We start from the raw sequence: 13757 nt of genomic DNA on the forward strand, positions 1-13757 counted from the left end.
TAAATATACATATTATTAATTAAATATTTCAGAATTATTTCATTCATTATTAACAAAGAGATTAGGAAGTTTAATCAATGGTAACTGAATTAGAAAAAAAATGGCAAAAAAAATGGCAAGACGCTAAATTATTTGAATCAAATCCTGATGATAGGAAAAAAATGTACTTAACAGTAGCATTTCCATATCCAAGTGGAGCAATGCATGTAGGGCATGGAAGAACATACACAGTACCTGATGTATATGCAAGATTTAAAAGAATGCAAGGATACAATGTATTATTCCCAATGGCATGGCACGTAACTGGAGCTCCTGTAGTAGGAATTGCAAAAAGAATAGAAAGAAAAGATCCATGGACTATGGACATATATAAAAATGTACATAAAGTATCTGAAGAAGAACTAGAAAAATTTGTAGATCCAGAATACATAGTAAAATACTTTAGTAGTGAATATCATGAAGATATGGCACACATGGGATATTCCATTGATTGGAGAAGAGAATTTAGAACAATTGATCCACACTATAAACAATTTGTCAGATGGCAAATAAGACAATTAAAAGATAAAGACCTTGTTAGAAAAGGATCACACCCTGTAAAATACTGTCCTGATGATGAAAACCCCGTAGGGGATCATGACTTGTTAGAAGGAGAAGGTGTGGGAATAAATGAATTAACATTAATCAAATTCCCATATGATGATTCATATCTTGTAGCAGCAACATTCAGACCAGAAACATTATATGGAGCAACAAACTTCTGGTTAAATCCAGATGCTGAATATATTAAGGTAGAATATAATGAAGAAAAATGGATAATAAGCAAACAATCCTATGATAATATAATACATCAAAAAGAATCAATGAAAATAATTGAAGAGGTAGATCCTAAAGAATTCATAGGAAAATATGTGGAAAATCCAATGACTCATGAAAAACTACCAATATTCCCGGCATCATTTGTAGATCCTGATTATGCAACAGGAGTAGTTTTCTCAGTACCTGCACATGCACCAGCAGATTATATAGCACTAGAGGATATTAAGAAAAACACTGAAGCAATAGAAAAATACAACCTTCAAGAACAAATAGATAACATAAACATAATTAGCTTAGTAGACCTTAAAGGATACTCTAAATTCCCAGCAAAAGATTTCCTAGATCAATACAATGTAACAAGTCAGGATGATGAAAACCTAAAAGAAGCAACAAATGAAATCTACAAAAAAGAACATGCAAAAGGAATAATGAATGAAAATACAGGGGAATTTGAAGGTAAACGTGTTGCAGATGTAAGAGACGATGTAATTGAAAAATTAATTAACGAAGGTATTGCTGATAAACTATATGAATTTGCAGAAAAACCAGTAATATGTAGATGTGGGGCAAAATGTGTAGTTAAAGAATTACATGATCAATGGTTCGTAAAATACTCTGATAAAAAATGGACAGAAAAAACATATGATTGTCTTGAACAATTAGAAGTAGTTCCAAATGAAATAAGATCCAACTTTGAATACTACTTAGACTGGTTAGAAGACTGGGCATGTTCTAGAAGATTAGGATTAGGAACACACATGCCATGGGATGAAAAATGGTTAATAGAACCATTAACTGACTCTACTGTATATATGGCATACTACACAATAGCAAAATACATGGACAAAATAGCTCCTGAAGAATTAAATGATGCATTTTTCAACAAAGTATTCTTAAACAAAGATGAATCAAATGATGGTTCTAAAAACAAAATACCTGCAGAACTAACAGAACAAATCCAAAAAGAATTTAACTACTGGTATCCATTAAATTGGAGATTATCTGCAAAAGACCTTGTAGGAAACCACTTATCCTTCCACATGTTCCACCATGCAGCAATATTCCCTAAAGAATACTGGCCAAAAGGAATAACCGTATTTGGTATGGGATTACTTGAAGGACAAAAAATGTCTTCATCTAAAGGAAATGTAATTCTTCTCAGTGAAGCAATAGACAAATATGGTGCAGATACAGTGAGATTATTCTTAATGTCTTCTGCAGAACCATGGCAAGACTTTGACTGGAGAGCAACAGAAGTAAATGGTATACAAAGAAGACTAGAAGCACTTCAAGAATTCCCAGAAAAAGTAGAAAAATTAATTGGAGAACCATTAAAACTTAACTTGGATAATAAAGCACCATATGTAGAAAAACCAATTAATAAATGGATAATAAGTCAAATAAACAAAAAAATAGCAACATCTACAGAAGCACTAGAAGGATTCCAAACAAGAAAAGCATTACAAGCAAGTCTATTCTTATTTAGAAAAGATGTGGAATACTACCTTAATAGATTAACAATAGTCAGTGACGAAGAAAAAGAAACTCTTAAATATGTAGTAAACACATGGATAAGATTACTATCACCATTCATACCATACACAACAGAAGAAATATGGGAAAAATACAATGATGACGATACATTCATGTCAACTCTTGCATGGCCAGAAGCAGATGAATCATTAATTGATGCAAAAATAGAAAAAAGTGAAGAAATAATACAAGACTTAGCAAAAGACATAAAAGAAATCATAAAAATCACAAAAGCAGACCCAGAAACAGTTCACTTATACACAGCACCCGAATGGAAATACAAAGTATATGACATAGCACAAGAAGTAGGAAAACCAAATATTGGTGAAATAATTAAAAAATCCATGGCAGCAAACATATATGATAATAAAAAAGAATTATCTAAATTTGCAACAAAAGCAGGAAAATCATTTAATAAAATAAACTATGTTGGACAAGTAGATGAAGTTACAGTCATAAATGATGCTAAAGATTTCCTAGAAAATGAAATTGGTGCAAAAATAGAAGTTTATGATGAACCAACATATGATCCACAAAACAAAGCACAAAATGCAACACCATATAAACCAGCAATATTTCTTGAATAAGTAAATGTTTTAATATAAACATAAAACATTTATTTTTTTATTTTTCACAGATGGAAAAATCGAAAAATTTAATATAACCTATTAACATATCTATTAATAGTATTTTTATACTAGTTTTTAACATATTTATATTTAAAATATGCCTTGGTAGTGTAGCGGATATCACGAGGGACTGCGGATCCCTTTACCCGAGTTCAAATCTCGGTCAGGGCACTATTATATTTTCTATTTTTATAAAAATTTTAGTCTATTTTTCTAATTATATTAAAAAAATTCAATTTAATCGAATAATTATAATTTTATAATAGTTTAACCTATACTTATAATTAGATTATAAAATAAATTATTTGAGGAAATATGGTATGACAAAAATAGGTTTACTTGAAGTTAAAGGTGTTTTAACATTATATGAAAATTTTGGACAATTACCTACAGATATAGTTAAATCTGATGGAACACTAGAAAATGGAAAAAAAGCTCATGAAGAATTAGATGGAATTATCATTCCTGGAGGAACAATACTTGAATCAGAATCAATGACTCCAGAAGTAGCAGAAGAAATAAATTTAATAAATGATAATGATGGATTTATTTTTGGTGTATGTGCTGGTTTTCAAATACTTTCAAAACAAACAAATGTAGGACGAAATTCACCAGTACCTATAATAAGAGAAGGTTTAGGATTATTAGATGTTACTTTTGAACCAAAAATCAATACAAATAGGATACATGCAGATATTGTTGATGATAACACATTATTCACCAAAGGATTAAAAGATCAAAAAGTAAAAGGTTTCCATTGTCATACTTATGGAGAAATTAAATCAAATGATAAAGATGTAATGTATTCTAATATTCAACGATCAAATTATAAATATAAACCAGAACGAGTTCTTTCAGGAGTATCTAACAAAAAAGGAAATATTCTTGGAACAACAGTTCATGCATTATTAGATAATAATCCATCAGTAGTTAATAATATATTGGATTATGTTGATGCAGTAGATGAATATGAAGATATTCAAAGAAGAAATAAAATTTTACATGATAAAATATTTAATGAAATAGGTATTGAAACAAATAATATTGCTCATTTAGAGAAAAAACATCCTGAAATACCACCAATGATTATGTTGATGGGAACAGGTTCTGAATCTGGAAAAACATTCCTTGCTAGTGGAATAGTTGGTGCATTACGTGAAAGAGGTATTCATACTTATGTTATAAAAGTAGGCCCTGATATAAGGGACTTATCTCCATCACTTTATGTGAATAAAGAAAAATTGGAGGATTGGGGTTCTATTCAAATAAGTAGTATTGGTTGGATGCCTCTAGAAGAAGTAATAGAGCAAGTTAAAGGAAAAGGTTATGATTTAATACTGGTTGAAGGTGTAATGAGTGCAGCAACAGGATTATTAAATAAAAAAACACCTTATTCCACTGCAGAAATAGCTTATGCAGGTAATATTCCTGTAATAATGGTATCTAGTGTAAGTAAAGGTGGTATTGAAACAGCAGCTATTGATATACAAGCACATATTGACTTATTAAATAAAATGGATATTACTACAAAAGGAGTTATTTTAAATAAAACATATGATGCTGATATAGTAGAACATGTAACAGAATACATATCCAGTAAATCCGGACTCAATAAAGAAAATATTTGGAGTATAGGAAAAGCTAAATTTGAAAATAAGGGTCAAGTTCCTGAAGATTATCTTCAACTAGAAACTTTTACTCAAGCAGCAATTGACGTGGTTAATAAACACTTGGATGTTATGAAATTTGTAGAATTAGCACAAACACCTACGTTTAGAGGTTATTTGAATTATGATGAAATTTGTGAATTATATAAAAAATAGTATTTAAAAAAGAGATAGTGTATTTGGGAATTTAATTATTTTTAAATTCCTTGTATGCTTCTATAATTTCATCTCCACTTATAAAAACATGATTATTTTTTTCAGCATATTCTTTTGTTTCATTAATTGGCATGGCTTTTCCATTTTCACCAATCATTTCACAACAAATACCTACTGGTTCTAATCCAGCCATTTCTAGAAGTGCTATTGTTAATTCAGTATGGCCTTCTCTTGTTAAAACTGCATCTTCTTCTGATCTTAATAATGTAACATGTCCTGGTGATCTGAAGTATTTTCCAAATTCTGAATGTTTTCCTTTTTTACAAAGTAGTGCTAGTTCACGTTCTGTTTTTGCTCGGTCATCATCAGGAATTCCAGTATATGTATCTCTATGATTTACAGTTATGCTGAAAGATGATTTTTCATCATAGGGTATGTCATTAGGATATAATTCTTTTAGAATAGGATATTTTTCATTTGCTTCTTCTAATACATCAATCATGAATGGAATGCCTAGTTTATCACAATTTTCTTTGGATATTGGCATACATACAAGTCCACCAGCATATTTACGAATTGTTGTCATTTTTTCAGTAGTCATAAATTCTGCTGCAGTTATCATGTCTGTTTCACTTTCACGGTCTGCACTATCATAAATTAATATGATTTCTCCATTTTTCAGTGCTTCTATTGCTTTATTTAACATATAATAACCTAATTTTATTTTTTTTATATTTAAGTAGTTATATTTCTATCTTTAATGTCTGCTATTTTCTTTTCAAGGGTATCTTGTTTTATAATCATACTTAGAACATTAGATAAATGTAACATATTTTCAATTACTATTATTTTCTTTGCTTGTAGTAATGAATAAATTGTTTTTATATCTGAAGAAGGTATATCAAATGTTTCACCATCCATGGTTTCCCAGCGAGTTTCATATTTGATGTCCTTATTCTGATTTCTATATAAACTTACTTCTTTAGGGTATGCTTTAATAATGATTTCATCGACTTGTTTTATGGGTTCTGTAATTTTATTTTGTTCAATGGTAGAAATTTGGATTATTCTTTCTGTTGGAATAATTTTTAAATATTGATTTTCTCCGATTTTACGTATCATTGATTTATCTACAGTTGCTGTTGTTATTAGTTCATAGTTATTAGTCAACAGTATCCCTCCCGGAATACACTTAAAATTCTCATTGTTGTTTTTAGTTATTTAAAATAATTGTCTATAATATTAAATATACTATATATAATAAGTATTTTAAATTTTATAATTAATACAATTTATCCTATTATTTAATATTAGATTAATTCTTTTTTTAATAGTTTATTTCTAAAATAACTGTTGAACCATCTTTGAGATTCATGGTATTTCTTAGTTTTTCTTCACAGATAAATTCAAGAGTGTCTGTATTATATACAGTTTTTACAGGAAATAATATTGCACCTTTTTTATTAATAGACTTATTTTTGGTAGTGATGGTAGCTTCTAAGAAAAATACATCACCAAATTGTTGATTACCTTCAATTTTTTTTAATTCAGATGCTAATTCATTTTCTATATCTAATGTAATATTATTTTTTAATTTAACATTTAAAGTTCCAGGATATGGTTCAAAACCTAATTTAATTTGATATTGTTCTTTATAAACAGTTTTTTTTCATGAATTTACTAGCTTTTTGTAAACCTGGATGAACGATGCCTTCTAATAAGACCATATTAATACTCCTATGAATATGTTTTTATATTATTATATTTGTTATTAGTTTTTCTTAAAGTTGAGAAGTAATATATTATGTATTATAATTAACATACATAATAATTAATATATATAAAAAAAATGAATTTATTTAATTATTTTAGAATTTTTTTAGTTCATAAAAATTTAGATGGAGGAACATATAACTATGAATATTCGTATAGCTTTACCTTCAAAGGGCCGTATAAGTGGTCCTGCAGTGGAATTATTGGAAAAATCAGGTATAGGATTAACTGATAATTCAAATCGTAAATTGTTTTCAAACACGTTTGATCCTGAAATAAGTGTAATGTTCACACGTGCAGCAGATATACCTGAATATGTGGCTGATGGTGCAGCAGATATTGGAATAACTGGTTTTGATTTAGTAAAGGAAAAAAATGCTGATGTTGAAGTATTGGAAGATTTAAATTTTGGTCAAACAAGACTGGTTGTCGCAGCTCCTGAAAATTCTGATATTAAAACGGTAGATGACTTAAAAAATGTTAAAACAGTAGCAACAGAATTTCCATGGTTAACTAATTCTTACTTTAAACAAAAAGGAATTGATGTAAAAATTTTAGCTTTGTCTGGAGCTACAGAAGTAGCACCCTTAATTGGAGTAGCTGATGTAATAGCTGATTTAACAAGTACAGGTACAACATTAAAGATGAATCATTTAAGAGAAATTGATACAATATTTAATAGTTCTATAATTTTAATTGCAAATAAGAATAGTTTAAAAGAGAAATATGAAAAAATAGAAGCTATTCAAACAGGGATAACTGGAGTACTTCAAGCTGAAGGTAAAAAATTAATAATGGTAAATGTTAAGAAAGAAAATCTTGAAAAAGTAAAAGAATTAATTCCAGGTATGGGTGGACCAACAATCTCTGAAATATATGGAAACAAGGATTTAGTAGCAGTACACTCTGTAATCTCTGAAAAAGATGTATTTCAAACAATTAATGATTTACGTAAACTTGGTGCAAGAGATTTGCTTGTAGTACCAATTGAAAGAATTTTAGAAAATGTCTAAATACAGAATGATATTTTTTTTTGATAATATGAAATATATTAAATATAAAACTTCAGAAGATGAAGTACATGTGGGAATTGTAGAGGATAATGTAATATATTGTTTGGATTATACATGTATTATTGAATCTATACGAAATGAACATAATTTTAAAGATAATTATACTAGTAATAAAAGTGTGAATCTAGAGGATGTTACAATACTACCTCCAACTAATCCTTCAAAGATAATATGTGTAGGTTTAAATTATAAAGATCATGCTGGGGAATTAGATATGGAACTTCCAACTGAACCATTATTATTTATGAAACCTTCAACAAGTATTATAGCTACACAACAAACTATAAATTATCCAAAAATTACTAGAAAATTAGATTTTGAAGGAGAACTAGGTATAGTTATATTGGATAAAATAGATTCAGGTCAATTTAATGAAAATATTCAATTAGGTTATACTATAATAAATGATGTAACTGCAAGAGATCTTCAAGAAAGTGATGGTCAATGGACACGTTCAAAAAGTTTTGATACATTTTGTCCATATGGTCCGGTTGTAGTGACAAATATTGATTCATCTAATTTGAATATAAAATCAGAAGTAAATGGTAATATAAAACAAAATTCTAATACACGAAATATGATATTTTCTTCATTAGATTTGGTGAAATATATATCTAATATCATGACATTAAATCCGGGTGATATAATTGCAACTGGAACACCTCCAGGAATAGACCATTTACAAAAAAATGATAAAGTAACAATTACAATAGAAAAAATAGGAAAATTACAAAATATAGTTAAATAAATAATTAGGGGTTTATTTTTATGGAAATTAAGGAATATACTTGTGATGTGCTAGTAATAGGTTCAGGTGGAGCAGGCTGTAAATGTGGAATAATTGCTAGTAAAAATAATCAAGATGTAATAATAGTATCAAAAGGATTAACATTTAAATCTGGATGTACCATGCTTGCAGAAGGAGGATATAATGCAGTATTTGGGTATGTGGATAAAGAAGATGCTTTACAAATACATATTCAAGATACTTTAAAAGGTGGAGCATTTTTAAATGATTTAGAATTAATCCATAAATTAGTAACAGAATCACCTAAAATGTTAATTGAATTAGAAAAGTATGGTTCATTATTTGATAGACAAGAAGATGGAAGATTAAACCAAAGAGCTTTTGGTGGACAATCTTATCGTAGAACTTGTTTTAAAGGAGATCAAACTGGTCATGAAATGATGGTGGGTCTTAGAGAAGAGGTTATAAGAGAAGGTGTAAAAACTCATGGAGAAGTCATGATTACAAAACTTCTTTTTGATGAAACAAATACTAAAATAGTGGGAGCTATGGGTCTTTCACTTGAAGATAGTTCTATAGTTGTTTATCATTCTAAAACAACAGTTATAGCTTCAGGGGGTTGTGGTTGGTTATATCCAGTAACATCTAATGCTGTTCAAAAAACGGGTGATGGTGTTATGATAGCTTATGAAGCTGGTGCTGATGTAATGGATATGGAAATGGTTCAATTTCATCCAACAGGTATGTTATCTCCTAAATCTCGGAGAGGAGTTCTTATAACAGAAGCAGTTCGTGGTGAAGGAGGATATTTAATAAATACTGATGATGAAAGATTCATGATTAACTATGATTCACGTCAAGAATTAGCAACAAGGGATGTAGTTGCAAGAGCAATTTATACAGAAATTCAGGAAGGTCGTGGAACAGACGATGGAGGAGTATATTTATCTGTAGCACATCTACCTGAAGAACAAGTACATACAAAGCTACAGACAATGGTCAGACAATTTAAAGATGTGGGTGTGGACATAACAAAGGAACCAATGGTTGTAGCACCAACTGCTCATCATTTTATGGGTGGTATTAAAATTAATAGTGACTGTGAAACAAATATTGAAAATTTATATGCTGCGGGAGAAGCATCTTCAGGAGTTCATGGGGCAAACCGTTTAGGTGGAAATGCATTGGCAGATACACAAGTATTTGGTAATGCTGCAGGACTTAAAGCTTCAGAAAAAGCAAAAACTTCTGAACTTCTTGAACCCGGAGAAAATCAAATAAACGATGAAATTTCAAGAATTCAATCTATATGGACTGATGGAAAATACAGACCAAATGATATCAAAGAACAAATTCAAGAAATAATGTGGAAATATGTTGCAATTGTCCGTGATGAATCTGGTTTAAAAGAAGCACAAGTTAAATTAAATGAACTTGAAGAAAAAACTAAAAATATGAAAGTTCCACAATTTGAAGAATTCAATGAAGATCTTGTCGTTGCAATTGAAGTAATCAGCATGATAAAATTAGCAAAATTAATTGTAAAGTCAGCATTACTTAGAAAAGAAAGTCGAGGAGCACATTATCGTTTAGATTATCCTGAACGTAATGATAAAGAATATCTTAAAAGTTTTATCTTAAATAAAAATAAAGATACTAGAACAGTAGAACGTGGATTATTTGCTGATTAATCCATCCATTAATTCTTTTTTTTTAATATATTAATAAAAACTAGTTTTTAAAATTCTCTTTTAAAAAAGTAATAATGAAATGTAAAGAACACTTCATTATGTTTTGACTTTTACTAAAAGTGGATGATATTTAATTATTTTCTAATGCACTCATTGTGCTAAGTATTTTATGGTCTTCTTCTGGTTTTGCTTGTAATTGTAAACCTACTGGTATATCATCAACTAATCCTGATTTCATACTACTTGCAGGAATACCGGTAATGTTTGCAAGAACAGTTAATATATCATATGCATACATATCCATAGTATCAATTTCTTCCCCTATTTTATGCGGTAGTTTTGGAACTGTAGGTCCTGCAATTACATCAACATTACTTAATAAATCATTGAAGTCATTACGGATAAGTGATCTTGCTTGAAGTGCTTTTTTATAGTATTTTCCACTGAATTCTTTTTGACTTATATATGACCCAATTTCTATTCTACGAGCTACTTCAGGTCCACATACTTCTTCTATTCTTTCACCATATTTACGGCCATCATATTTTCTTGTAGCTGAGAAGAATTCTACATAATTTATAAGATAATATGTAGGAAGTCCAAGATTAATATCTTCAAATGTTAATTCTTTGATATCTGCACCTAAATCAGATAATTGGTCAATAGATTTATTTACAACGTTATTTATTTTATCATCAGTCACATCCATAAATTCTTTTACTATTCCTACTGTGGTATTTTCAAGGGATGTTGTTTTCGTATCATCTATGAATGGGGATGTTTCTTTTTTAATTGTTGTAGTATCATATGGGTCATAACCTGTTATTACATCTAACATAAGTGCAATACCTGTTGTATCATTTGCAAATGGTCCTATTTGGTCTAAACTCATTGATAAATCAAGAAGTCCTTGTCTTGAAACCATACCATAAGTAGGTTTAAATCCCATAACTCCACAATGTGATGCAGGATTTCTAATAGAACCACCAGTATCAGAACCTAGTGCTATATCACACATTCCTGCTGCAATTGCTGCTGCAGATCCTCCACTTGAACCTCCTGGGATATGTCCAGGGGCACTTGGATTATTTGTAGGTCCATACATTGATGTTTCAGTAGAACTTCCAGCTGCAAATTCATCCATATTTGTTAATCCAACAATAACTCCATCTTCTTCTATTATTCTGTTAATCACTGTTGCATTATAACTTCCAATATATTCTTTAAGAGTTGGGGATGCTGCAGATACAATTAAATCTTCAACATTAATGTTACATTTAATACCAATAACAAGTCCAGCTAATTTTCCTGTATCTTCATTATTTTTAATTCTATTATCAATGTTTTCTGCTACTTTTTGTGCTCTTTGTAAGTCTAATTCAACAAATGCATTAATATCATTATTTTTTTCTTCAATGATACTATACATTTGTTCTAGATTTTCAGTTGCTGTTAATTCCTGTTGTTTTATTGCTTCAACTTTTTCTATTATTTTCATATGTTCACCTTTAGTAAAATTCGTGAAATAATAATTTATCATACTCTTATATGTATAATATATATGATTAAAGAAATTAATATAATTTAACTTATTATAATTTTAATTTCATTTATTTCCATAATTTTTTTTAAGAATAGTTAATTAAAGTATTTTTAAATTTTTTTTCAATATTAAATTTTTAATAAAAGTCAAATTTATAAATAGTAAAGTAAATATATTATATCAGTAACAAGATTGTGCTAAAATCAATATATAAACTTGAATTATATCATAATGTAAAATATAGTCTTATACTCACATATGAAACTATTTTTAACATTAATGTTTTAGATTTAAATATCTAGTACAAACTTGTTAGAATGTACAATTATTTAGCATAAAATTTAGTTATATTCTAAATAATAGAAACATTTAAAAATAACAATGTTGATATTTATAAACATTAAAAATTGATTGAGTTTTGAAAAATTAAAATTAAGAAACTCATATATAATATATATTATTATAAAAGGTGAACAAATGGATCTTATAGAAAATTTAAAAGCAGCATTAAATGGCGAAGAAGTAGAAAAAGTACCTGCAATCAGTGCAACTGCAGCAGCAGTTGAAGAAGCATTCCCTGGAGCAGAAGTATCCTGGCCTGAAGCACACCAAGATGCAGAACAAATGGCTAGATTAGGTATTTCATTACACGAACAAGCAGGATTAGAATGTGCAAGAATTCCTTTCGATTTAACAGCAGAAGCAGAAGCATTTGGTTGTACAGTAGATTTAGGTGACATGGAAAACACACCTACTTTAAGATCACATGCTCCTGTAGATGACATCGAAGACTTAGAAGTACCTGATGACTTCGCAGAACAAGGTAGATTACCAATCATATTAGATGCAATTGAAATCCTCAAAAACGAATACCCTGAAGTACCTGTAGTAGTAGGTATGGCTGGTCCTTTCACATTAGCTGGTCACTTATTAGGTGTAGAAGATTTAGTAAAAATGTTAAAAACTGACAGTTTCGTAGTAGAAGACATTGTAGACAAAGCATTAGAAGCACAAATCGAATTAGTAGAAGCATTCAATGATGCAGATGTAGATGTAATTTGTGTAGCAGACCCAACATCTTCCCCTGAATTATTAGACCCTAATGACTTTACTGAATTCGCACAACCTGCATTAGAAGACTTATCTGGTGAAATGGAAATGCAAAGTATTCTCCACATTTGTGGTAACTCCAGACCTATTCTTGAAGGTATGTTAGACTGTGGATTCAGTGGAGCTTCAGTAGAAGAAGCAGTAGATATGTCCGAAGCTCAAGCATTAAGAGCAGACATTGATGCTGAAACAGTAATGGTAGGTAACATTTCTACAAGCCAAACATTATTCAGTAAACCAACTGATGAAGTAAAAGCAGAAGTAACACAAGCTTTAGAAAAAGGAGTAAATGTATTAGCACCAAGTTGTGGTATTGCACCTAAATCTCCATTAGCAAACATCAAAGCATTTGTAGAAGCAAGAGATGAATTTTATCAATAAGTAGTTTAACTACTTATTATCTTTTTTTAGTTAATCTATTTTTTATTTATTTTAACTCATTCTTTGCAGTGATTTTCTTATTTTATTGGATTTATAATATTATTTACTTTAATAGTATTGTATTATTTGTTTGATTAATTCTTGTTTTAATATTATTTATTTTTGGCAATGATTTTTCTGATTTTTAGAATAATAATTTTGTAAATATTTTTTTTAAGATTTGTGTTGTATTTTTAGATAGTATTCTGTTTAATATAATTTTATTTTAACTAAATGGTTCATTAATTCTATGGAATGTATTGATTTTATGCAATATTTTCTATAAAATATATGTATTTAATTATTACATTTTTTTATTATTTTCCTTGTTTTTTGAAAATATATAATTTTTAAAGTGAATTTAATTAAAATAACTAATAAAATAGATTTTATTTTTAAAATAATCTTTATTTTAATATTAAAAATAAAAATATGCTGATTAAATATTTTTGTCTTGTTTTATATTTTTTAATAAAATCATAAAATTAAATATTACTTTATCAATTTTCAAGTATTCGGTACTTAAAAAAGGCTATATATTAAATACCTAAAAGGGCTATAGTAATAACTATGTGGGTATAAGATTAATAACAAA

General features: G+C 28.7%; 9 protein-coding genes, 1 tRNA gene and 1 pseudogene. 7 read left to right on the plus strand and 4 right to left on the minus strand.

Annotated features, from left to right (window positions below):
* Positions 1-77: 77 nt before the first annotated feature.
* The 3 genes from leuS (at position 78) to NL43_RS07555 (ending at position 4804) form a co-directional block, all read left to right on the plus strand.
* Positions 78-2939: a leucine--tRNA ligase gene (gene leuS / locus NL43_RS07545; RefSeq protein WP_069593444.1), complete on the plus strand. Its 2862-nt coding sequence runs from the start codon at positions 78-80 to the stop codon at positions 2937-2939.
* Between the two features lie 141 nt (positions 2940-3080).
* A tRNA-Arg gene (locus NL43_RS07550) sits at positions 3081-3152 on the plus strand.
* A gap of 149 nt (positions 3153-3301) precedes the next feature.
* Positions 3302-4804 (plus strand): AAA family ATPase, encoded by a 1503-nt coding sequence (locus NL43_RS07555; protein WP_069593445.1) that lies wholly within the window; start codon positions 3302-3304, stop codon positions 4802-4804.
* A 31-nt stretch (positions 4805-4835) separates the two neighbouring features.
* Here NL43_RS07555 and ribB read toward each other — a convergent pair whose 3' ends face one another.
* From ribB to NL43_RS08530, 3 genes and pseudogenes are all read right to left on the minus strand, one after another.
* Positions 4836-5510, minus strand: a complete 675-nt coding sequence (ribB, locus tag NL43_RS07560; RefSeq protein ID WP_069593446.1) for a 3,4-dihydroxy-2-butanone-4-phosphate synthase — start codon at positions 5508-5510, stop codon at positions 4836-4838.
* Positions 5511-5539: 29 nt separating this feature from the next.
* A complete protein-coding gene (locus tag NL43_RS07565) occupies positions 5540-5974 on the minus strand; it encodes a hypothetical protein (protein WP_069593447.1) in 435 nt (144 codons plus the stop codon).
* Between the two features lie 157 nt (positions 5975-6131).
* Positions 6132-6458 (minus strand): annotated as a pseudogene (locus tag NL43_RS08530) (DUF120 domain-containing protein); the annotation flags it as partial.
* Between the two features lie 262 nt (positions 6459-6720).
* Here NL43_RS08530 and hisG point away from each other — a divergent pair.
* Genes hisG through tfrA form a run of 3 tightly spaced genes read left to right on the plus strand, consistent with a single transcriptional unit; the run spans position 6721 to position 10089 of the window.
* Positions 6721-7590: an ATP phosphoribosyltransferase gene (gene hisG / locus NL43_RS07570; protein ID WP_069593448.1), complete on the plus strand. Its 870-nt coding sequence runs from the start codon at positions 6721-6723 to the stop codon at positions 7588-7590.
* Positions 7591-7618: 28 nt separating this feature from the next.
* The gene (locus tag NL43_RS07575) at positions 7619-8398 is read left to right on the plus strand and encodes a fumarylacetoacetate hydrolase family protein (protein WP_069593453.1); all 780 of its coding nucleotides are present in this window, start codon (positions 7619-7621) and stop codon (positions 8396-8398) included.
* A 20-nt stretch (positions 8399-8418) separates the two neighbouring features.
* The gene (gene tfrA / locus NL43_RS07580) at positions 8419-10089 is read left to right on the plus strand and encodes a fumarate reductase (CoM/CoB) subunit TfrA (protein ID WP_069593449.1); all 1671 of its coding nucleotides are present in this window, start codon (positions 8419-8421) and stop codon (positions 10087-10089) included.
* A gap of 130 nt (positions 10090-10219) precedes the next feature.
* On the opposite strand, the gene gatA is transcribed toward tfrA, so the two are convergent.
* Positions 10220-11587 carry an Asp-tRNA(Asn)/Glu-tRNA(Gln) amidotransferase subunit GatA gene (gene gatA, locus NL43_RS07585; RefSeq protein WP_069593450.1) on the minus strand — a complete coding sequence of 456 codons (1368 nt, stop codon included), beginning with the start codon at positions 11585-11587 and terminating at the stop codon, positions 10220-10222.
* A gap of 522 nt (positions 11588-12109) precedes the next feature.
* On the opposite strand from gatA, the gene mtaA reads away from it, so the two are divergent.
* On the plus strand, positions 12110-13123 hold the full coding sequence (gene mtaA / locus NL43_RS07590; protein WP_069593451.1) for a methylcobamide:CoM methyltransferase MtaA: 1014 nt from the start codon (positions 12110-12112) through the stop codon (positions 13121-13123).
* The last annotated feature ends 634 nt before the right edge of the window (positions 13124-13757 follow it).

The organism is Methanosphaera sp. WGK6, from assembly GCF_001729965.1.
In the GTDB taxonomy this organism is placed as follows: Archaea; Methanobacteriota; Methanobacteria; order Methanobacteriales; family Methanobacteriaceae; genus Methanosphaera.